The organism is Pyxidicoccus caerfyrddinensis, assembly GCF_010894405.1.
GTDB classification, from domain to species: Bacteria; Myxococcota; Myxococcia; order Myxococcales; family Myxococcaceae; genus Myxococcus; species Myxococcus caerfyrddinensis.
Map to the genome: position 1 here is coordinate 57,952 of NZ_JAAIYA010000023.1, position 20,045 is coordinate 77,996.

At 71.9% G+C, this 20,045-nt stretch carries 18 protein-coding genes; 9 read left to right on the plus strand and 9 right to left on the minus strand.

Annotated elements, in window-relative coordinates:
- The first annotated feature begins 3 nt into the window (after window positions 1–3).
- Both G4D86_RS39450 and G4D86_RS39455 read left to right on the plus strand, forming a co-directional pair.
- Window positions 4–537: a DUF2378 family protein gene (locus G4D86_RS39450; RefSeq protein WP_240360742.1), complete on the plus strand. Its 534-nt coding sequence runs from the start codon at window positions 4–6 to the stop codon at window positions 535–537.
- A gap of 86 nt (window positions 538–623) precedes the next feature.
- Window positions 624–1,691 (plus strand): DUF2804 domain-containing protein, encoded by a 1,068-nt coding sequence (locus G4D86_RS39455; RefSeq protein WP_163999465.1) that lies wholly within the window; start codon window positions 624–626, stop codon window positions 1,689–1,691.
- A 10-nt stretch (window positions 1,692–1,701) separates the two neighbouring features.
- On the opposite strand, the gene G4D86_RS39460 is transcribed toward G4D86_RS39455, so the two are convergent.
- From G4D86_RS39460 to G4D86_RS39480, 5 genes are all read right to left on the minus strand, one after another.
- Complete coding sequence (locus tag G4D86_RS39460) at window positions 1,702–2,082, minus strand: hypothetical protein (protein WP_163999466.1); 381 nt, start codon at window positions 2,080–2,082, stop codon at window positions 1,702–1,704.
- A 129-nt stretch (window positions 2,083–2,211) separates the two neighbouring features.
- A complete protein-coding gene (locus tag G4D86_RS39465) occupies window positions 2,212–3,501 on the minus strand; it encodes a hypothetical protein (RefSeq protein ID WP_163999467.1) in 1,290 nt (429 codons plus the stop codon).
- 158 nt (window positions 3,502–3,659) lie between these two features.
- Window positions 3,660–5,024 carry a DUF6986 family protein gene (locus G4D86_RS39470; RefSeq protein ID WP_205520187.1) on the minus strand — a complete coding sequence of 455 codons (1,365 nt, stop codon included), beginning with the start codon at window positions 5,022–5,024 and terminating at the stop codon, window positions 3,660–3,662.
- Window positions 5,021–7,573 carry a M1 family metallopeptidase gene (locus G4D86_RS39475; protein ID WP_163999469.1) on the minus strand — a complete coding sequence of 851 codons (2,553 nt, stop codon included), beginning with the start codon at window positions 7,571–7,573 and terminating at the stop codon, window positions 5,021–5,023. Before G4D86_RS39475 ends, G4D86_RS39470 begins: the two co-directional genes overlap by 4 nt.
- Window positions 7,574–7,637: 64 nt before the next feature.
- A complete protein-coding gene (locus G4D86_RS39480) occupies window positions 7,638–8,174 on the minus strand; it encodes a hypothetical protein (RefSeq protein WP_163999470.1) in 537 nt (178 codons plus the stop codon).
- A gap of 183 nt (window positions 8,175–8,357) precedes the next feature.
- Between G4D86_RS39480 and G4D86_RS39485 the strand changes: the two genes are divergently transcribed.
- The 3 genes from G4D86_RS39485 (at window position 8,358) to mtgA (ending at window position 12,310) form a co-directional block, all read left to right on the plus strand.
- On the plus strand, window positions 8,358–10,394 hold the full coding sequence (locus G4D86_RS39485; RefSeq protein ID WP_163999471.1) for a sensor histidine kinase: 2,037 nt from the start codon (window positions 8,358–8,360) through the stop codon (window positions 10,392–10,394).
- A gap of 196 nt (window positions 10,395–10,590) precedes the next feature.
- Window positions 10,591–11,274: a CHAP domain-containing protein gene (locus tag G4D86_RS39490; protein WP_163999472.1), complete on the plus strand. Its 684-nt coding sequence runs from the start codon at window positions 10,591–10,593 to the stop codon at window positions 11,272–11,274.
- A gap of 91 nt (window positions 11,275–11,365) precedes the next feature.
- Entirely contained in the window at window positions 11,366–12,310 is a 945-nt protein-coding gene (gene mtgA / locus G4D86_RS39495; RefSeq protein WP_240360730.1) for a monofunctional biosynthetic peptidoglycan transglycosylase, read from the plus strand.
- A 6-nt stretch (window positions 12,311–12,316) separates the two neighbouring features.
- On the opposite strand, the gene G4D86_RS39500 is transcribed toward mtgA, so the two are convergent.
- Window positions 12,317–13,615 (minus strand): APC family permease, encoded by a 1,299-nt coding sequence (locus tag G4D86_RS39500; protein ID WP_163999473.1) that lies wholly within the window; start codon window positions 13,613–13,615, stop codon window positions 12,317–12,319.
- Window positions 13,616–13,735: 120 nt separating this feature from the next.
- Between G4D86_RS39500 and G4D86_RS39505 the strand changes: the two genes are divergently transcribed.
- Complete coding sequence (locus tag G4D86_RS39505) at window positions 13,736–14,404, plus strand: hypothetical protein (protein ID WP_163999474.1); 669 nt, start codon at window positions 13,736–13,738, stop codon at window positions 14,402–14,404.
- A gap of 5 nt (window positions 14,405–14,409) precedes the next feature.
- Here G4D86_RS39505 and G4D86_RS39510 read toward each other — a convergent pair whose 3' ends face one another.
- Together G4D86_RS39510 and G4D86_RS39515 are read right to left on the minus strand one after the other, a co-directional pair.
- Entirely contained in the window at window positions 14,410–14,997 is a 588-nt protein-coding gene (locus G4D86_RS39510; RefSeq protein ID WP_240360731.1) for a hypothetical protein, read from the minus strand.
- Window positions 14,994–15,695, minus strand: a complete 702-nt coding sequence (locus tag G4D86_RS39515) for a hypothetical protein (protein ID WP_163999475.1) — start codon at window positions 15,693–15,695, stop codon at window positions 14,994–14,996. The genes G4D86_RS39510 and G4D86_RS39515 overlap by 4 nt, the downstream gene beginning before the upstream one ends.
- Before the next feature lie 242 nt (window positions 15,696–15,937).
- Here G4D86_RS39515 and G4D86_RS39520 point away from each other — a divergent pair, with 242 nt between their 5' ends.
- The 3 genes from G4D86_RS39520 to G4D86_RS39530 are packed head-to-tail and all read left to right on the plus strand — an operon-like array spanning window position 15,938 to window position 19,741.
- Window positions 15,938–16,477, plus strand: a complete 540-nt coding sequence (locus tag G4D86_RS39520) for a MarR family winged helix-turn-helix transcriptional regulator (protein ID WP_240360732.1) — start codon at window positions 15,938–15,940, stop codon at window positions 16,475–16,477.
- Window positions 16,464–18,350 (plus strand): chloride channel protein, encoded by a 1,887-nt coding sequence (locus G4D86_RS39525; RefSeq protein WP_163999476.1) that lies wholly within the window; start codon window positions 16,464–16,466, stop codon window positions 18,348–18,350. Before G4D86_RS39520 ends, G4D86_RS39525 begins: the two co-directional genes overlap by 14 nt.
- The gene (locus tag G4D86_RS39530) at window positions 18,347–19,741 is read left to right on the plus strand and encodes a bifunctional lysylphosphatidylglycerol flippase/synthetase MprF (protein ID WP_163999477.1); all 1,395 of its coding nucleotides are present in this window, start codon (window positions 18,347–18,349) and stop codon (window positions 19,739–19,741) included. Before G4D86_RS39525 ends, G4D86_RS39530 begins: the two co-directional genes overlap by 4 nt.
- Here G4D86_RS39530 and G4D86_RS39535 read toward each other — a convergent pair.
- On the minus strand, window positions 19,732–19,980 hold the full coding sequence (locus G4D86_RS39535; RefSeq protein WP_163999478.1) for a DUF2171 domain-containing protein: 249 nt from the start codon (window positions 19,978–19,980) through the stop codon (window positions 19,732–19,734). The genes G4D86_RS39530 and G4D86_RS39535 overlap by 10 nt on opposite strands.
- Window positions 19,981–20,045: the final 65 nt, after the last annotated feature.

Below are 20,045 nucleotides of genomic sequence, written 5' to 3' on the forward strand. Positions count from 1 at the left end.
CAGATGCCCTCCGAGCCGATGACCCGCGCGATGGTGTTCGACCTCCTCTTCATCAAGGGCCTGCGTGCGGACGGTGCGCTCGTGGAGTTGCTGCGGGGCGAGGGCGTGGAGCTTCGCTCCCTGAAGCCGGAGTACCCCATCCGGGTGCTGAACCGGTGCGTGGACGCCACCTGCGCGCACCTGTATCCGGATCTGGAGATTGAAGACGCACGGCTGCGGCTGGGCCGCGGCTTCGTGCAGGGCTTCGTCCAGACGCTGCTGGGCAAGGCGGTGGCGGTGGGCCTGCCCATGCTGGGCCCGGTGCGCTACCTCAAGCGCTTCCCGGACTACGTGTTGATGGACGACTCTCCGCTGCGGGTGACGCTGGTGCAGCTGGGGGAGCGCACCTTCCGCATGGAGTTCCGCAACGAGTTCCAGGTGCTGTCGGGCTTCATGTCCGGCGTCCTGCTGGAGTGGCTGAAGCTGGCGCGCGCCGAGGCGACCATCACCACCGAGCGCCACTCGCCCATGAGTTTCGATCTACACATCAGCTGGTAGCCCCCTGGGGCGGCAATGTCGGCGGGTGGCCCTTGGTGGGCGACGACGGGTGACATCCGCCCGCGGTTGTCCTCCAATAGGGGCAGATGACGCCCGAGCGAGAAGCCTCCCTTCCCCCCGCACCGGCCTCCGTGGCCTCGGCGCGAGGTGAGCCCCGATTTGGCACATACCAGGGCGAGCTGCCCGAGGTGGACCTCCCCAAGCTGCAGGGGCAGTGGTCCCCCACGCGCACCACGCGCCTGCTCAAGCGCAAGCGGTGGCACTACACCTTCGCGGCCACTCCGGAAGTGGCTGCCCTCTTCGCGGTGGTGGACCTGGGCTACACGGCCAGCGCCTTCGCGGTGGCGCTGGACCTCAAGGAGCGCCGGCCGCTGTGTGACGTGAGCTTCCTGGGCGCGCCCGGGCCCATGGTGGAGCTGGGCGACAAACCGGGGGCGGGGCTCAACGCCCGCTTCCGGACGCTGGGCGGCCGGCTGTCGGTGCGGCGCGGCGAGGAGGACGAGCGCTACCACGTGGAGGTGGACGTCAGCCGGCTGCGCACCGGCAGCCTCCAGTCCTTCCAGTGGGCCGGAGACTTGCTGGTGGCTGGTGGCCCGCCCGCGCTGACGGTGATTGCGCCGGTGGCGGGCGACGGGCTCGTCAACGTGACGATGAAGCGCAACGGCCTGCTGTCCTTCGGCAGCCTGGAGGCGGGCGGCAAGCGCTTCCGGCTCGACGGCGGCGTGGGCGGCATGGACTACACGCAGGGCTACCTGGCGCGGCACACGGCGTGGCGCTGGGCCTTCGCCGCCGGACGGCTGGCGGATGGGACGCCGATAGGCGTCAACCTCGTGGAGGGCTTCAACGAGGGCAACGTCGAGGCGAACGAGAATGCGCTGTGGCTGGGGGACAGGCTGTACCCGCTGGCGCGGGCGCGCTTCGAGTACAACCCGAAGGAGCTGATGGAGCCGTGGCGGCTGACGACGGTGGATGGCGCGGTGGACCTGCGCTTCCAGCCCTTCCACGTGCACCGCGAGGAGCGCGACTTGCGCCTCGTGGTGAGTCACTTCGCGCAGCCGGTGGGCTTCTTCCAGGGCACGGTGAAGGTGGGCGGGCGCACGCTGGAGCTGTCCAACGTGCCCGGCGTCACCGAGGACCAGGACATGCTGTGGTGACGGAGCGGCTTCAGGCCGGACTCTCCCTGGTCCGGCCCAGCCGCAAGAGGCCCAGCATCATGGCGTAGATGGCGGCGTCCACGAGCAGGGCCAGCACGAGGTGCATCGTGCTCTCGTGCCAGTCCATGCTCCAGCGGCCCCAGCCCTGGTTCAGCTCCTCCGCGAGCAGCAGGAACGACATGCCCTCGAACAGCGCGAAGCGCAGCCAGCAGCGCCACGGGACATCGTCGAGCAGGCGTGAGGAGAGCAGGGCAATCAGGGCCGCTGGGACGACCATCATCAGCCTGAGGGCCCAGAAGTCCCCCTTGGTTCCCTCGTACATGCCCCAGAAGGCCATGAAGGCGAGGAAGCCTCCGCCGCAGAGGCATGCCACGTCGAACAGAATGCTCAACCCGTGTCTCAACCACTTCCGCACGGCCACCCCCTTGAAGAAGGCGTGAACCTACCGGCAGGGGTCGCTCACGGCACGGAACAAGCCCGGGGCTCATTGATAACTACTGGTTATCGGTGAGGACGAGCGTCAGGGCGACGTGTGCATGAGCTCGGAGGTGAGTTGTCCCTCGGGGCGGACCTGCTCCAGCCACTCCAGCAGGCCCTGGGCGTTGGCTCTCGCCCGCGCCATGTGAGCCCCGACGGTCAGCGTGAGCGCGCCGGCGGAGGGCTCACGGCGCAGCGTGAGCTCCGTCGGAGCGGTGGCGTCGTCGCCCGGGCGGTACACGTCGAGCACCACCTCCGGCCTGTCTCCGGACAAGAGCCACCTGTGCACGGCGAGGCGCACGTCGTCGTCCGTGGCGAGTCCCCGCTTCGAGGTGAAGGTGCCCTTCAGGACGCGCGGACCCTGGCGTCCCTCGTAGCGGTAGGTGGTGCCGGGGACGGTGAGCCCCTCCGGGCTGGAGGGCTGGGCGTTGGAGGCGGGCGGCTCCTTCTCGCGCCGCAGTGTCACCTGCAAGGCCAGGGCGCCATCCTCCGCGCGAGCATGACGCAGCTCCGTCAGGTGGCCCCGCTCATCGGTGAGCGTGGTGGTGGTGACGTCCTCCGCGCGCAACGTGCCATCCGCACCGGGCAGCAGCAGGCTGGTGGTGGACTCGGTGCGCGTGCGGCCGGGCGCCTCGCTCCTCGACGTGCGCCACTCGAAGCCGGCGAGCCTGCCGTCCAGCTTCAGCACGTGGAGCTCTTCGCCTCGCTCGACCGGACGCGGGTGGCCCGGCGACTGGAGCGTGCGGGCCAGGTCCAGGGTGATGCGGCGGAACGTCCGCGCGTAGCCGGGCTCGTCGTGCGCGCACAGCAGCGGCAGCTCCCGGCTCGTGCTCACCATCAGCTTCATCTGCCCCGGTGCGGTCGTCTCGTAGTCCACGCGGAAGAACAGGGCCGGCGCTCCGTCCACCACGGCAACCTCGGTGGGCAACATGCGCCGCACCGTGACGCCCGGGCCTTCCCGCACCGCCTTCGCCACCGCGAGCAGCGCGCCCGCGGCGTCGAGCGGCCGCTCATAGACGAAGCACGCCAGCGCGGCCCCGGTGCCCAGCGGAATGTCGATGCGCGTGGAGCCTTCATTGCGCGCCAGCGTGGGCGCGGTGCTGGCCTCCACCTCCGCGGTGAAGACGCGCTCGGGTGAGTCCACGCGGTGCTTCGGCAGCGGTGGCAACTCGCGCGCGAAGGGGCCCGTGGGCTCGGGCTCTCGCGGCCCGGTAGAGGTCCCCGTCGTGGCCCCACCCTCCGGGGCCCCGGGTCGCCCGGCTTCCGGCCGCGACATCCGTGTCGGGCCGGCACAGGCGGTGGCGAGGCACAGCAGGAGGGCGAATCGCCGCATCGATGGACTCGGAGCACGGAATGGCACCCGCCAAGAAGGCGCGCGGGACGACGCTATCCCGGTCTGGCGGCGCCTCGAGGGCGCCCTGTTCGGAAATGTCGGGGGGTTTGCGGCGACAAATGTCCCGACATTTCCGAACAGGACGCTCCCGGACCCGCTCACCCGCCCGTGGCGCGGCCCCGGCGTGACTCGACGATGGCGCGGAAGGAGCGGCTGCGCAGTTCCTCCAGGGTGAGGCCCGCGGCGAGCACCTCGTCCTGGTTGAGGGCGCCGCAGCTCAGCCCGCGCAGGAAGAAGTTGAGCAGTCCCTGTCCGGTGGCCGCGTCGTCGAACACGTCGCCCACCAGCGTGGCCTGCGCGGCCTTCTCCAGGAACGCCTTCAGCCGGCGCGAGGCGGCGTCCAGCCCCTCCAGGAAGAACGCGTACACCGCCGCGTAGCGCACGGGCAGCTGCCCCGGGTGCAAATCCCACCCCTGGTACCACGCGCGCTCCAGCGAGTGCCGGATGTGCCGGTACGACAGCTGCCACACCCGGTGCACCGCCTCCATGTTCTCCCGCCGCTGCGTGGGCAGCACCGACTCCTCGCCCTCCGCCCTGTGCGGGGGAATCGGCATGACGTGGGTGGCGCCGTCGGCCAGCAGGATGCCGGTGCCGGCGAGCGACACCTGCACCACGTCCCGCAGGAAGTCGCAGGCCGGGTGCAACATGCTTTGCACGTGCGCGCTGACGCTGAGGGCCGCGGTGTAGTCGTACACACCCAGGTGCACGGTGGTGCAGCGCCCCGCGCCCGCCGCCACCAGCCGGGGCAGGTGCAGCCGTCCCTCCCCGTCGAAGAGGGCCTGCGGCGTCTCCACCATCAGCTCCAGGCCCAGCGCGCCCGGCGTCAGCCCCTTCTCCGTCTCGAACACCTCCAGCATGCGCGCGAGCGCCGCCACCTGCTCGGGCAGTGACACCTTGGGCAGGGTGACGACGAAGGACGGCGGCAGCTTCCCGCCCGTGCGCTCCAGCAGGGTGGTGAGGAACAAATCCAACGTGCGCGAGGAGCGCTCGAACAGCTCCTCCGTGAAGGACTTCACCCGGATGCCGATGAACGGCGGCAGCGTGCCCTGCTCCAGGCCGCGCGCCATCTCCTCGGCGGCGGAGATGGCGTGCCCGTCCTCCTCCGCGTCGGGGCGGTGGCCGTAGCCGTCCTCGAAGTCGACGCGCAAATCCTCCACCGGCTCGCGCTCGAGCTTGTCCACCACGCGCCCGTAGACGCGCTGGGCGAAGCGGCCGCGCTGGGGCAGCCCCAGGCCGTGGGCCAGCTCGGCCGCGTCCGGGGCGTACTCCTTCAGCGCGGCGAGCGCGAGGTCCCCCAGCTTCCGCGCCGTCGTCGCGCGGAAGAGGTGGGCCCCGCCGTACACCACATGTACAGGTTGCCGTCGCGGCGACTCGCCGGGGTACGTCCGCTCGAAGGCGGCGTTGGCCCGGCGCAGGGCCTCGCGGGCGCTGGAGAGACTGGCGGGCGTCAGCGTCGTCTTCACGGCTGCTTCTTCAGCCACGCGGACACCTCGGAAGCGCAGCGCTCACGCAGCGCCACGTCCTGGGACAGCCGCTCCAGCGTCTGTGCGGTGGCTTGCTGCGCCTCGGGCACGGGGTTGGCCTGCAGGAGCGCCTTCATCTGCTCCAGGTGCTCGCGCGTGCGCAGCATGCCCAGGGCCTCGACGATGCGGCGCAGCAGCATGGGCGCGCTGCCCGTGCGGGCCGTCACGTCCTTCCACCGCTTCTGCATCTGCGCCCACCAGTTCTCCCGGCCGGTGCGGTTGCCCAACAGGCCCGCCACGAAGCTGGCCACGTCCTGCGTCTTCACCGTGTCGGTGAAGAGCAGCCCCTGCGCGCGCTCGGCGAGCGCCGGGTTCTCGAAGCCGGTAATCGCCATCAGGTAGCGGCGCTGCGTGGCCGGGTCTGGCTCCTTCGGCATCCGCTGGAGGAAGGTCTCGAAGAGGGCCGTGTCCCCGGCGCGCGCCACCATGGCCACCGCCGCGTCCAGCAGGTTGGGCTCCAGCGCGTCCTTGTCGCCGTCCAGCATGCGGGCCACGCGCGGGCGGGCCTCCGCGAGCGCCTCGGGGCTGCGCGCCAGGCCGCCCACCGCGCGCACCAGCGCCGCGCGCCGCAGCTTCACCCGGTCCGACTCGCCCTTCGCCGCCTGCCAGCCCATCTTCTTGAGGCCGGGGCCGAGCAGCCGCTCCACCCACCGCCGGAAGCGCTCCTGCTCCTCGCCGTCCACCAGCCGGCTCTCCACGTACGCCAGCCGGCCCACCAGTTCGTCCAGGACGGAGTCGTCCTCCTCGTCGCCGAAGCGGCCGGCCAGGTCCAGCAGGTCCGCAATCGACGCCTGCCCGGAGCGCACCAGCGCCCACTGGTCCGCCAGCAGGGAGATGCGCTCGGAGGGCGCGAGCACCTTCACGTTGGCCGCCAGCTTCTCCAGCGCGGGCTTGTCGTACGCCACGCGGTAGAAGCCAGTGGAGCCGGCGTTGGCGGTGAGCCACTTCACCTCGCCCGAGCCCTCCAGCTTCACCGCGGCCTGCGCGTCACGCAGCAGCACGCGCTGCTCGCGCGCGCCCGAGCCGTCCTCGAAGCGCAGCACCATGGGCACCGGCCACTTCTCGCCGCTCTGCACGCCGGGCTCCGAGTAGAAGCGCCGCTGCGACAGGTGCAGGGTGCGCCCGTCCAGCTTCGCCGTCACCAGGGGGAAGCCGCTCTGGCCCACCCACGCGGTGGCCAGCTCCTCCACCGGCTGCTTCGCGGCCTCGCCCAGCGCGTTCCAGAGGTCTTCCTTCACCGCGTTGGCGCGCGCGTGCTTGCGCATGTACTGGCGGATGCCCTCGCGGAAGGGGCCCTCTCCGAGGAAGCCCTCAATCATCCGCAGCACCGCGCCGCCCTTCTCATACGTAATCGCGTCGAAGCTCTCACCGGCCTCGCCCGCGTTGCGCACCACCCCGTGGATGGGGTGCGTGGACTTGAGCGCGTCCAGGTGCAGCGCGCTGGCCCGGTGCGCGTCGAAGTCCAGCCACATGCGCCACTCGGGGCGCCACTGGTCGACAATCTTGAAGGCCATCCACGTGGCGAAGGCCTCGTTCAGCCAGAGGTCGTCCCACCACACCATGGTGACCCAGTTGCCGAACCACTGATGCGCCAGCTCGTGCGTCACCACCTCCGCCACGCGCTTCTGCACGGACAGCGGCGCGGTGGCCGGGTCCAGCAGCAGTGCCACCTCGCGGTAGGTGATGAGGCCGGCGTTCTCCATGGCGCCGGCCTCGAAGTCGGGGATGCCCACCTGGTCCACCTTGGTGAAGGCATAGGGCAGACCGAAGTAGTCCTGGAGCCGGGGCAGCACCGCCAGCGCCGCGTCCTGGCCGAAGCGCGTCAGGTGCGCCTTCTCCGGCAGGGACCAGGTGCGCACCGGCACGCCCTCCACCTTCTGCTCATCGGTGCCCACCAACGGGCCGACGACGAGGGCGATGAGGTAGCTGCTCAGCACCTCTGTCTCCTGGAACGTCACCTTGCGCAGGCCAGCGTCGGGCTCGTCCTTCACCACCGGGCTGTTGCCCAGCACGGTGAGCCCCTGCGGCACGCGCACGGAGAGGGCCCACTTCGCCTTGAAGGCCGGCTCGTCGAAGCAGGGGAAGAGGCGGCGTGCGTCGGCGGCCTCGAACTGCGTGGCCGCCACCTTGCCCGCCTGGTAGAGGCCGCGCAGGCCTTCGGTGAAGCGGCCCGTCCACGACACGTCCAGCGACGCGGCCCCGGCGGGCAGCGGCGTGTCGAAGCGGAGCACCACCGTCTCGCTCTGTGCCATGGGCTGGAGGGAGGACGGCTTGCGCTGCTCGCCACCCGCGCGGAACGTCACCTCACCCAATTGCAGGGCAATGGCGTGGAGGATGATTTCCTTCGACGGCTCGGCCAGCTCCAGCTCGATGGTCTGCTGTCCGGAGAAGGCCCGCGCGTCCAGGTCGAGCGTGACGGTGGCCACGTGACGACGGGGACGGATGGTGTTGGGCAGGCGGAAGTTCTTGTCTTCGGTCGGATGCGCCATAGGGAAGTAGGAATGTATCGTCCGGGCCGCTTCGTGCCTGGACTTAAGTGGCGGGTGTCAGCCGTCACACCCTTGAAGTGCGGGGGCGGCGGCGGGAGGGGGAGGTGGTCGGCCGTGGGACGAGCTGGTGGAAGAGGCTGGACTCGCGCTTGAAGAAGCCTTCCGTATGGAAGGAGTGGGGCAGCTCCAGGAGCAGGAAGTCCAGGTGATGACACAGCTCGTGGAGGAAGGTGCGCAGGTACGTGCGGAAGGCGACCACGCGCGCGTGTCTCGCCGTGCGCATCCACACCTGGAGGCGGGGGCGGCGGCCCGGCGCCCGCGTGTAGAGGCCGTGCAATTCGCCCGTCTCGAAAGAGGGCCGCACCTCCAGCACCTCCACCTTCGCGGGGGCCACGTCGAGCCGCTCGCACAGCGAGTCGCTCAGCCGGGCGGTGGCGTCTTCCAGGGGGGCGCGCTCACCCGAGGCCAGGGCCAGGCGCAGGGCCTCCACGTGGGGCGCCAGCGCGTGGGGCTCGCGCACCCGCAGCGCGGCGACGCCGTCGCTCATCCGGTAGACGCGCTGCTGGGCCGTGGAGAGGTTGTCGTAGTAGTCGAAAGTCACAAGGGTCGAACTCCAACGGCCTGAAGCTAGGGACGCCCCGGACCGCGGGGCACCCTGTGCCGCCCACCTGTCGGGTGGGGCCGGCGGGGGAGCGGGGACGGACGTGCGCTCCCTTGCACCGCCGCCCTTCCTAGCACCCGGCCGGGCACACCCGTGCTGCATACCTTCGCCTGGGGGTTGTCCATGGCACGTCGCGCCATGTTGCTCGCACTGTGCTTCGTGGCGCTGAAGTTCCTCAGCCTGCGCTTCGTGTACCCCCCTCTGATGAGCGCGCTGCTGTGGCTGCCCGCGGGGGTGAGCCTGGCCTTCCTGCTCCGCTCCCCCACGCGCATGTGGCCGGCCCTGCTGGCCGCCATCTTCGTGGCGGAGGCGGGGACGGTGGTACTGGAGGGCATCCCCGTGTCGGTGGCGGTCATCTGGGGGGTGGGCAACGTGCTGCGCGCCCTGCTGGGCGCGGCGCTGCTGCGGCGCTTCGTGGGAGGGCCGGTGCTCTTCCACCGGGTGCGCGACGTGGCCGGGGTGCTCGTCCTGGGGGGCCTGGTGGGCACGCTGCCCAGCGCTCTGCTGGGAGCGGCGGGCGCCGGGCTGTGGGTGGGCACCATGCCCTTCTGGAACGAGTTCCTGGCCTGGTGGCTCAGCGATGCGCTGGGCACCGTGCTGGCGGCGCCGGTGCTGCTGACGTGGTGGCCGCTGGGCCGTGAGGTGCGGGACTCCCGTCGGCTGGCGGAGCTGGGGGCGCTGCTGGCGCTGGTGGCCGGCATCACCGCCCTCATCTTCCAGCGCTCCGGAGCGGCCCCGATGGGGCTGCTCGCCACGCTGCCCTATGCGGCCTTTCCGCTCGTCATCGCCGCGGCGCTGCGCCACGGGCCGCGGGGGGCGTCCAGCGCCATCCTGGTGATGGGGACGCTGGCGGTGGCGTACACGAGTCACGGCCGCGGCCCCTTCGGGGTGCTGCCCATGTCGGTGGCGGAGCGGGTCCTCGCCGTGCAGATTTTCGTGGCGGTGCTCAGCCTGTCCGCGCTCACGCTGGCGGCGGTGGTGGCGGAGCGGCACCGGGCGGAGGTGGCCCAGCGCGTGCTGGCCACCGCGGGCGCGGAGCTGGCGTCGTCGCCGGACTGGGGCGCCACGCTGCCGCGCGTGGTGCGGCTCATCGTCCCGGAGCTGTGCGTCGGCGCCGCCATCTGGATGGTGGACACGCATGGCCTGGTGCAGCGGGTGGCGGCGGCGGGGTGGACGCCCGGGCGCGAGGCGGCGCTGCGCGGCCAGCTGCCTCCGCTGCCCTGCGAGTCGCGCCGCTGGCGGGGGCCCCTGGGCTCGGGGGTGCTGGTACCGCTGCGGGTGCGCGAGGCGGTGGTGGGGGCGCTCGCGCTGGTGGCGGACACCGACGACCACCCACTGGGCCGGCGTGACGTGCTGCTGGCGGAGGACCTGTCGCGCCGGTGCGCCATGGCGATGGAGAACGCGCGGCTGCTCGATGAGGCACACGAGGCCATTGGCGCGCGGGACGAGTTCATCTCCGTGGCGGCGCACGAGCTGCGCACGCCGCTGGCCACGCTCACCCTGCGCGTGCAGAGCCTGATGTCCCAGCTGCGCCGCGCGGGCGAGGGGGACGGGGTGATGGAGCGGCTGGGCTTCATCTCCCGGCAGGTGGCGCGGCTGACGGCGCTGGTGGAGAGCGTGCTGGACGTGGGCCGCGCCAACGCGGGCACGCTGGAGTTGCGGCGCGAGCAGGTGGACCTCACCGCGCTGGTGGAGGAGTGCGTGGACCGCCTCGCGGACGAGGCCGGGCGCGCCGGCTGCGAGCTGCGACTGCGGACGGTGGCCCCGCACGTGTCGGGATATCTGGACCGGGGGCGCGTGGAGCAGGCGCTCACGCACATCCTGGGCAACGCCATCAAGTTCGGTATCGGCGCGCCGGTGGACGTGGAGCTGGCCCAGATGGACGGCCGTGCGCGGCTGACGGTGACGGACCATGGCATCGGCATCCCTCCCGAGGCGCTGAAGCGCATCTTCGGGCGCTTCGAGCGCGGCGTGTCCTCGCGCCAGTACGGGGGACTGGGGCTGGGACTGTTCTTCAGCCGTCAGATTGTCGAGGCCCACGGCGGCTCCATCCACGTGGAGAGCGAGGCCGGCGCGGGGGCCACCTTCGTGCTGGAGCTGCCCGTGCTGCCGGGCCAGTCGCTCCAGCAGGAGCCGGCGCGGCCCCAGCCCGGAGCGTGAGACCGCTTCCGGGGGACTGCGTGGCGCCGCCACGGGCTTCGGCGGGGCCGGATGTTTCCATCATGGGTCGCCCCACAGTCCCGTGTGGGAAATCAATTCCACACAGGGGCAGCCCCGCCGACCCGGGCAGGTGTCGACAGCTGGACGAGCCAGCGGCCGTGCGGGCGCGGCACGCGGGTTGCTCTGACGCGCGGGCATGCATCGTGGAGTGTGGCTGGGGGCGGTGGTGGGGATGCTGCTGTGGGGCGGTGAGGCGGAGGCCGTGCGCAGGAGCACGCCGAAGCGTCAGACAACCGTCTCGCTGGCGGAGCGGGCCGTGTGGCGGGCGAAGGCGTGGGTGGGGCTGAGCTCGCTGCGGACCGTGAGTACGACGGTGAACGACGACTGCTCGGGCTTCACGCAGCTGGCCTACCGAAAGCCGGGGCTGAGCCTGATGCCGGCGGTGACGTTTCCGGGGGAGAATGGCGTGAAGGCCATCTACCGGAAGGCCGTGGACCTGGGCACGGTGCGCGAGACGCCTCGGGCGGGGGACATGGTCTTCTTCCGGGACACGCATGACCGGAACAAGGACGGCAAGCTCAACGACGGCCTCACGCACATCGGCATCGTCGAGCGCGTGTCCGAGGACGGCACCGTGACGTTCGTCCACAAGGCCGGCGGCCTGGTGAAGCGCGGCCGGTTCAACCTGTCGCATCCGGATGAGCGCAAGGATGAGCAGGGCCGCGTCCTCAACGACTGGCTGCGGCGCCGTGACAAGCGCAACCGCGGGTATCTCGCGGGAGAGCTGGTCGCCGGCTTCGCCTCCGTGGACGACCGCTGGGCGGACACGCCGGCGCCGAAGCGTGCGTCGACGAAGCTCGCGTCGGCGAAGCGCCGGTAGGACTTCCGGGGTCGCCTGCCTGCCTGCTGAAGCCGGGTGCGCCCGGGTGGAGGGGTGACGTCAGGGCCGGGAGGCGGTATGCACGGGCCCGATGTCCCCATCGGATGGTCGGCCAGCGCCGGGGCCCGCGGAACCCGAGCACGCGCACACGGCACCCGCGACGCCCGAGCGGGGCCATACCTCTTCCAGCACGGTGACGCCGCTGGCTCCGGTCTCCGGCGCCGCTTCGACTCAGGGGCGCAGGTCTCCGCGCCGCAAGGTGCTGCTCGCGCTCGCCGTGCTGTTCGTCGCGTTCGCCGTGTACGAGTACGTCACGCTGCCGGACGCCGCCCAGTTCGAGAAGGAGAACCCGAAGACCACGGCGCTCATCGAGAAGCGCGCGGAGGAGGCGCGGGAGGCGGGGAAGAAGGTCCGCCGCCGCCAGCAGTGGGTGCCGCTGACGGCCGTCTCCAAGCACGCGGTGGCCGCGGTGCTCATCTCCGAGGACGCGGGCTTCTACGTCCACGAGGGCGTGGACACCTCCGAGGTGCGCAAGGCGCTGGAGGAGGCGTGGGAGAAGGGCCACCTGGGCCGGGGCGCTTCCACCATCACCCAGCAGCTCGCGAAGAACCTCTGGCTGTCCACGGACCGCAGCCTGCTGCGCAAGGCGAAGGAGCTGGTGCTGACGCGCAGGCTGGAGGACGCGCTCACCAAGAAGCGCATCCTCACGCTGTACCTCAACGTCGCCGAGTGGGGGCAGGGCGTCTACGGAATCGAGGCCGGCGCGCGCGAGCACTTCGGCGTGTCCGCGTCGCAGCTCACGGTGGCGCAGGGGGCGATTCTGGCCGCCATGCTGCCAGCGCCCCGCAAGCGCTCGCCGTCCTCCGGCTCGCGGGCGCTGTGGAAGCGCGCGCACTGGATTGTGGACCAGCTCGCGTCGGTGAATCGCATCAACGCCGCGCAGGCGGACGAGGCGCGCTCGGACATCGACCGGCTGCTGGGGCGCAAGCCGGCGGCGGACAGCGCCGCCGACGATGATGACACCGACGAGCGGTGAGGCCGCTCACCCCACCCGGGGCCCGGCGAAGCGCTGGTAGACGAGGGCGCAGACGGCGACGGCGGCCACCCAGGCGATGAGTGTCCCCACGAAGAAGAACACCGCCGTGCAGGCCACCAGCGACAGGATGGCCGCGTGGGACATGGGCCCGCGCAGCAGCTTCACGGCGGCGGCCATGGACAGCACGTAGGTGGCCAGGAACGATGAAGTGGAGAACGGCAGCAGGTCCGCGATGCGCAGCCGGCCCAGCCACGTCACCGAGAGGGCCACCAGGACGACGGCGCACAGCGCCGCGAGCGCCCGGTGCGGCGTGCCCGACGCGGACGTGACGCCGAGCCACGAGGGGAGCTGCCGGCGCTCACCCAGCGCGAAGGCGAGGCGGCTGGTGCCCGCGACGTACGCATTCACCGGGATGAACGAGAGCAGCAGCCCGGCAATCCCCACCACGCGCGAGGCGCTCGGCCCGAAGACCTTCGCCGCCAGGAGGACGAGCGGCGTCTGCGCATGCGCCGCGTCCCCGTGCCCCGTGGCGCCAATGGTGACGATGGCCAGCGGCAGGTAGACGAGGGCGACGATGCCCACCGCGAGCATGCTCGCGCGCCAGATGTCGCGTGGGTCCTTGAACTCGCGGGCCAGCGGCGTAATCGCCTCCCACCCGACGAAGGCCCAGAAGAGCTGCACGGACGCGAGCCCGACGGCGACGGGCCCCTTGGAGAAGAAGGGCGTGAAGGCCCGGGGCTCCACCTCCGGGAGCGCGCGTCCGACAATCAGCGCCAGCCCGACGACAATCACCGCGAGCGTCACCAGCTGCGCCGTCGCGCTGACGCGCAGGCCCACGAAGTTGAGCGCATACGCGGTGACGACCATCGCCGCGCCGAACGCGAAGGCCAGGTCCTGGCCTCCGCCGACCACGCTCGCGCCGTACTCCCCGGCGATGAGCGCCACCACCGAGGTCCCCATGGGCACCTGCGCCAGGAAGAGCCAGCCCGCGACGGCGCCCCAGCGGGGACCGAAGGCGCGTTCAATCGCATCCGAGAACCCGGCCGCATCGGCCCGCTGCCGCGAGAGCGCGGCATAGGTGAGCGCCAGCGGCACCGACAGCAATATCAGCCCCAGCCACGCCAGCACCGACGCGGGGCCCGCCGTGTCCGCGGCGATGGCCGGCAGCACGAGCACCCCGGACCCCAGCACCGAGCCGACGTAGAGCGAGACGCCCTGCCACAGCCCCAGCGTCCGCCGCAGCGACGGGCTCTCTGCGTGGGCAGCGGGAGGGATGTGGGTCGCAGTGACGCTGCTGGATGACATGGGACCTCTCTTTCACGCGCACGTATTCCTCAATGCAGTGGTCGGTACAATGGCCACTCCACGTCGAATCGATATGACCACTGCTCACGCTGCTACGGGCAGAGGAGCTAGCATGCGGCCATGGGCCTTCCCTCCCGTGCGCTCCTGCTGTGTCTCTCCGTGCTGCTCGCGGGCCTGCCCGCCGCCGCGGAGCCCGCGTCACCGTCCGCCGAGCCGGTGGTGGCCATCCTCCCCCTGGGCAAGGTGGACCAGGACGTGCTGGACCGGGTGGCCAAGGAAATCCAGGCGCGGCTGCGCGTGCAGATACGCTTCGAGTCCCCACGCGAACTGCCCAAGGCCGCCTGGTACGCGCCCCGCAAGCGCTGGCGCGCGGAGAAGCTGCTGGAGGCCATCGACGCGGACCCGCCGAAGGGCGCGTGGAAGGTGGTGGCCGTCACCGAGGGCGAAATCTCCACCACCAAGGGGGACATCCACGACTGGGGCATCGCCGGGCTGGGCAACATGGGTGGCCTGTCCTGCGTGCTGTCCACGCACATCTACCGGAAGCACAGCAAGACGAAGGCGGTGCTGCTGCGGCGCGTGGGGGACCTGACCATCCACGAGTTCGGCCACACGCTGGGCTTCGACCACTGCGAGACGGACGGCTGCGTCATGGCGGACGCGAAGGGCAAGGCCATCAGCTCCGCCGACCACAGCTCGGGCAACTACTGCGGGCGGTGCCTCGGGCAGCTGTCACCCGAGGTCCGCGCGTGGATGAAGGAGGAGCGCGCCGCGCCCGCTCCCCACTAGCAGCGCTACAGCCCGCCCACCTCCAGCGCACCGCCCAGCCCGGGGAAGGGCTTGGTGAGGACGGCCTGGAAGATGATGTCCTCGAGCAGGATGTTCACCGGGAACACGGGCGCGCCGATGCCGCTGCGCACCACCGTGTTGCTGACGATGAACCAGACGCGGCGCTTGCCGATGGCGTCCTTCAGCGCGGGCGAGTCGATGCGCACCGCCGTGCGGGAGCCAGGCGCGAAGTCGCGCACGGCGAGGATTTCCGCCGCGCGGTTGTAGTAGGCGGGCCGGTTCACATCCGTGTACGTCTTCGGCTGGTCCGGCGTGGCGGTGCCCTCGAAGGACAGCCGCGCGGACGTGCGCAGCGTCAGGAGGTTCGACGGGTTCACCACGGTGAGCGTGGCGGCCACCTCGTCCACGACGATGTCCAGCCCCTCGGTGTCGACCGTCTCCTCGGGCAAATCGAGCGCCACTTCCGCGTAGGCGGGCTCGAGGACGGAGGTGACGGGGACCGTCGCGTCAAAGGGCTCGGTCTGCACGGAGATTTCCGCCGAGCACGAGGTCAGCAGCAGGAAGCACGAAGCGAAGAGGGCGCGGGTCATCATCGGAAGGTCCAGGAGAGGTCGAGGACGGGAAGCACGGGGAGGCTCTCACCAGGGAGGGCCGGGTCGCTCAGGTCCACGTAGGCGGCGCCGAGCCCGAAGCCCAGGCCGTCACCGCCGTAGCGAATGCCGGCCGCCGCGCGGAAGGCGGAGCCGCCCTTCACGCGCACGCCAGCCTCGGCCACCACGGACCAGTGGCCGGCGAAGTTGAGCCCGGCACCGCCGGTGAAGGAGAGGTAGTCGGTGGTGTAGTGGCCGTAGCGCGCTTCGCCCTGGAGCTGGAGGGGCCCCAGCACCAGGCCATACACGCCGTAGAAGGACGGGCCGGACAGCTCCGGCTCGAAGCTCTGGATGGCGGGGGCCTCGGACTCGACGGTGTCCGAGTAGACGGAGGCACCCACGAAGTGCGTGTAGCGCGCGCCGAGCACGATGCGGTGCGGGCCGGCGGCCAGGGCCCAGCGCAGGCCCAGGTTGGGGGCCAGCAGCGCGTCCGCGTACAGCGACGTGTCTACCGCCACTCCGGCGAACAGCGGTATCGCCGTGCGCTGGAGGCCGAGCACCGGCGCGTCGATGACCTCCGCCGCGTCCGTGGTCATCAAGCGCGCGGTGTTGGTGCGCACGCCCACGGGCTCGGCTTCGGCGGATGCGAGGACAGGGGAGAACAGGGCAGCGAAGGCACAGGCCAGGCGTGTGGATTTCAAACCACGTGCTCCTGAGGAGAGGGGCGTGACTCTTATTGCGGAATCGTGCCACCGGTGGCTCGCCGCCGCTTGATGTGTCGACTGCTGGTCGCCGCAAACACGCGCGCGGTCATGGGGGACCTCGGGGAGATGCATCAGTCCTGGTGATTCACGCCGGAAGTCCGGGCAACCGCCTGCCTGGCCGGCCCCGAGCGTTTGGATTGCGACCGCGTTTCCATGCGCGTACCTTCCGCGCAAGTTACATGGGTTCCCATATAAATCGCGGCGCGGGCGTGGAGCAGGGCGAGGTGCGGGAGGTGATGGACGGCGTCCGCCGCCTCGTGCGGCTCCTGCGCGTCTCCGCCCGGGCGTCCGAGCGGCTGGTGGGCATCAGCGGCGCGCAGCTCTTCATCCTGCAGCGACTGGCGGAAGCCGGGCCCTGCTCCATCAACACCCTGGCCGAGCACACCCTCACGCACCAGAGCAGCGTGTCGGTGGTGGTGGCGCGCCTCATCGAGCGGGGGCTCGTCACGCGGCGGCCTTCGCCGGAGGACGGGCGTCGGGTGGAGGTGGCGCTGGCGCCGGCGGGCAGGGCGCTGCTGCGCGAGGCCCCACCCATGGCGCAGGCCCTCCTCATCAACGGCCTGCGGAAGCTGGAGCCCGGTGTCCGTGAGGGACTGGCGCGCGGACTGTCCGCGCTGGTGGCGGAGCTGGGACTGGACGGAAACGAGGCTCCACTCCTCTTCGAGGACGAGCCGAAGCCGCGCAAGCGGCGCAAGGAGAAGCTGAATGGAGCGGCCTGAAGTAACGCGCGTCGAGGAGGGCCTGGGCACCGGCCCCGAGGCGCGGGAGAAGCTGCCCGTGGCTCCTTCCATGGGGCCCACGCTCGCCGGGGTGCGCGCGCCACGGGTGATGGAGCCGGTGGACCGGCGGGTGGTCTACATCAGCGCCCTCGCGGTGGTGCTGGCCGTGGCGGCGGGGCTGGTGGCGCAGCTGCTGGGCTCGCTCATCTACTTCTTCACCAACCTGGCCTGGTTCGGCCGGCTCTCCGTGGCGCCGGTGTCCCCTGGGGACAACACGCTGGGCGTGTGGGGCATCCTCGTGCCGGTGGTGGGCGCCGTCATCGTCGGCTTCATGGCGCGCTATGGCTCGCGGGCCATCCGCGGGCACGGCATCCCCGAGGCGATGGAGCAGGTGCTCTACAACCAGAGCCGCATTCCACCGCGCATGACGTTCCTCAAGCCGCTGTCGTCGGCGGTGGCCATCGGCACCGGCGGTCCGTTCGGCGCGGAAGGGCCCATCATCGCCACGGGCGGGGCGCTGGGCTCGCTGCTGGGACAGTTGCTGCACGTCACGGCGGACGAGCGCAAGGCGCTCCTGGCCTCGGGCGCCGCGGCGGGCATGGCGGCGACCTTCGGCGCGCCGGTGTCCGCGGTGCTGCTGGCGGTGGAGCTGCTGCTGTTCGAGTACCGGCCGCGCTCCGTCATCCCCGTGGCGCTGGCCACCGCCACCGCGACGGGCGTGCGCCTGGCCTTCGTGGGCGGCGCGCCGGCCTTCGCCATGCCGGACCTGGCGTCGCCGAGCGGCGCCGCGCTGGCCTTCTACGTCGTGCTGGGCGCGGTGGTGGGCGTGGCGTCCACGCTGGTGACCCGGGCGGTGTATGCCATCGAGGACGCCTTCGAGAAGCTGCCGCTGCACTGGATGTGGTGGCCGGCGCTGGGCGCGGTGGTGGTGGGCGTGGTGGGCTACTTCTCCCCGCGCACGCTGGGCGTGGGCTACACCAACATCGAGGACATCCTCTCCGGCCGCTTCGTGGGCACGGCCATGGTGGTGTTCTGCGTCCTGAAGTTCATCTCCTGGTCGGTGGCGCTGGGCAGCGGCACCTCGGGCGGCACGCTGGCGCCACTGTTCACGCTCGGCGGTGGGCTGGGCTCCGGCCTGGGCCTGCTGGCGACGTACGTGGCGCCGGGCCTGGGCGTGGACGTGCGCGTGGCGGCGCTGGTGGGCATGGCGGCCATCTTCGCGGGTGCGTCGCGCGCGCTGCTGGCCTCGGTGGTGTTCGCCTTCGAGACCACGCGCCAGCCCATGGGTCTGCTGCCGCTGCTGGGCGGGTGCGCTGCGGCCTACCTCGTGTCCGCGCTGCTGATGCGCCACTCCATCATGACGGAGAAGCTGGCCCGGCGCGGCGGGCGCGTCCTCACCGAGTACGGCGTAGATGCGCTGGGACAGGCGCTGGTGCGCGACGTGGGGCTGCGCACGGTGGTGTCGTTGGAGGCGGACCGGCCGCTGGACGAGGTGCGCGCGTGGCTCGCCACCGGTGTGCCGGGCACCACGCACCAGGGCTTCCCGGTGGTGGCGGGCGGTGAGCTCGTGGGCGTCATCACGCGGCGGGACCTGCTGGACGGGCGGGAGGCCACGGGCCGGCGTGTGCGTGAGTTGGTGAAGCGTCCTCCGGCGGTGGCGTACGCGGACAGCTCGCTGCGCGAGGCGGCGGACCTGATGGTGGAGGAGGGCGTGGGCCGGCTGCCGGTGGTGCACCGCGAGGCACCCACGCGCGTGGTGGGCATCCTCACCCGCAGCGATTTGCTCGGCGCCAACCGCCGCCGGCTGGACGAATCGCGGCGGAAGGAGCGCGGCGTGGGCGGCCCCCGGCGGACGGGGCCGCAGCCGGCATGAAGCGGAAGCCCACAGAGGCGTCGCCCGAGGTGGCCGCGGCCGAGCGCGCGCGGGTGCTGGAGCTGCTGCGCCAGTACGGGTGGAACGCCACGTCCTTCCAGGTGCTCCAGCCGGGCTTCTGCTACTGGTTCGACCCGGCGGGCGACGCGTGCGTGGCCTACGTGGACACGGGCGGCGCGTGGGTGGCGGCGGGCGGGCCCATCGCCTCGCCGGAGCGGCTGCCCGCGGTGGTCGCCGGCTTCCAGGAGGCCGCGCGCGCGAAAGGGCGGCGCGTGTGCTTCTTCGCCACCGAGCCGCGCTTCACGCAGCTGGTGCCCATGCAGGCCCTGCCCGTGGGCGAGCAGCCCGTGTGGGACCCGACCCACTGGGACGAGGTGGTGCGCGGCAGCCGCAACCTGCGCGAGCAGCTGCGCCGCGCCCGCAAGCACGGCGTGACGGTGCGCGAGGTGCCCGCGCCCGTGCTGGAGGACCCCACGCACCCCACGCGCCGCGCGCTGGACGGGCTCAAGTCGCGGTGGCTGGCGTCGCGCCGCATGGCCCCCATGGGCTTCCTGGTGCAGCTGCGCCCGTACGCCTTCGCGCGAGAGCGCCGCGCCTTCGCCGCCGAGGTGGAAGGAAAGGTCGTGGGCTTCCTCGCGGTGTCCCCCGTGTACGCGCGCGAGGGCTGGTTCCTTCAAGACTTGCTGCGAGACCCGGAGGCGCCCAACGGCACGGCGGAGACGCTGGTGGACGCGGCCATGCGCGCGGCGGCGGCGGAGGGCCGGCGCTACGTGACGCTGGGGCTGGCGCCGCTGTCCGGGCCGGTGCGGCCCTGGCTGCGGCTGGCGCGCGTGTGCGGGCGGCCGCTGTTCGACTTCGAGGGCCTGCGCGCCTTCAAGGCGAAGTTCCGTCCCGACACCTGGGTGCCCATCCACGTGGCCTGGCCCGAGCCGAGCGGCGGGCTGGCCGCGGTGTACGACGCGCTGCGCGCCTTCGCGCGGGGCAGCCTGGTGCGCTTCGGCGTGGCCACGGTGCTGCGGCGTCCCCGGCTGCTGGTGCATGCGCTGGCCCTGCTGCTGGTACCCTGGACGGCGCTGCTGGCGCTCCCCCTCACCCGGCGCTGGTTCCCCTCCCTGTCGGTGCAGTGGGGCTGGGTGCTGTTCGACGTGGGGCTGTCGGTGGGCCTCTTCTCGCTGGTGCGGCGCTGGCGCGACTCGCTGGCCACGGCGCTGGGGATGCTCACCGCGTCGGATGCGTGCCTCACCTTCGTGCAGGCCGCGACGTTCAATGTGGCACGGGCGCGCGGTCCGGTGGACTGGGCCGTCATCACCGCCGCGGTGCTCGCGCCCGCGACGGCCTCCGCGCTGCTCTTCCGCTCACGAGACTTGCGCCTGCCCGGGCGTCAGGCCTGAGCGGGGGCGCCCGCCTCTTCGCTCTCGACGGGGACTTTGACGCCGTGGCCGGGGTGGAGGAAGGCCTCGCCGTGCTCCACGCGGTCCACCGCGTGGAAGCGCACCATGAACTCGCGCTGCGCCGGTGAGCCCTGCTCCAGTTCGAAGTGCGTGTCTCCCACGTGCACCACCGTGCCGAGCCTCCGCCCCTCCAGGTCCTTCACGGTCATTCCCTCGCGCAGCTCTCCCGGGTCCACCATCTGACGCCTCCTGCATGGGCAACCCTTCAGTGGCCGACACTCGTTCCCCCCAGAGTCTGGACCCG

Excerpts from the sequence above, each read along its gene's own strand:
- G4D86_RS39465 (WP_163999467.1), bottom strand. The coding sequence starts at position 3,501 with ATGCGGCGATTCGCCCTCCTGCTGTGCCTCGCCACCGCCTGTGCCGGC.
- G4D86_RS39530 (WP_163999477.1), top strand. The coding sequence starts at position 18,347 with ATGAAGCGGAAGCCCACAGAGGCGTCGCCCGAGGTGGCCGCGGCCGAG.
- G4D86_RS39510 (WP_240360731.1), bottom strand. The coding sequence starts at position 14,997 with ATGATGACCCGCGCCCTCTTCGCTTCGTGCTTCCTGCTGCTGACCTCG.
- G4D86_RS39525 (WP_163999476.1), top strand. The coding sequence starts at position 16,464 with ATGGAGCGGCCTGAAGTAACGCGCGTCGAGGAGGGCCTGGGCACCGGC.
- G4D86_RS39535 (WP_163999478.1), bottom strand. The coding sequence starts at position 19,980 with ATGGTGGACCCGGGAGAGCTGCGCGAGGGAATGACCGTGAAGGACCTG.
- G4D86_RS39520 (WP_240360732.1), top strand. The coding sequence starts at position 15,938 with ATGGGTTCCCATATAAATCGCGGCGCGGGCGTGGAGCAGGGCGAGGTG.
- G4D86_RS39490 (WP_163999472.1), top strand. The coding sequence starts at position 10,591 with ATGCATCGTGGAGTGTGGCTGGGGGCGGTGGTGGGGATGCTGCTGTGG.
- mtgA (WP_240360730.1), top strand. The coding sequence starts at position 11,366 with ATGTCCCCATCGGATGGTCGGCCAGCGCCGGGGCCCGCGGAACCCGAG.
- G4D86_RS39500 (WP_163999473.1), bottom strand. The coding sequence starts at position 13,615 with ATGTCATCCAGCAGCGTCACTGCGACCCACATCCCTCCCGCTGCCCAC.
- G4D86_RS39455 (WP_163999465.1), top strand. The coding sequence starts at position 624 with ATGACGCCCGAGCGAGAAGCCTCCCTTCCCCCCGCACCGGCCTCCGTG.
- G4D86_RS39475 (WP_163999469.1), bottom strand. The coding sequence starts at position 7,573 with ATGGCGCATCCGACCGAAGACAAGAACTTCCGCCTGCCCAACACCATC.
- G4D86_RS39485 (WP_163999471.1), top strand. The coding sequence starts at position 8,358 with ATGGCACGTCGCGCCATGTTGCTCGCACTGTGCTTCGTGGCGCTGAAG.
- G4D86_RS39505 (WP_163999474.1), top strand. The coding sequence starts at position 13,736 with ATGGGCCTTCCCTCCCGTGCGCTCCTGCTGTGTCTCTCCGTGCTGCTC.
- G4D86_RS39450 (WP_240360742.1), top strand. The coding sequence starts at position 4 with ATGCCCTCCGAGCCGATGACCCGCGCGATGGTGTTCGACCTCCTCTTC.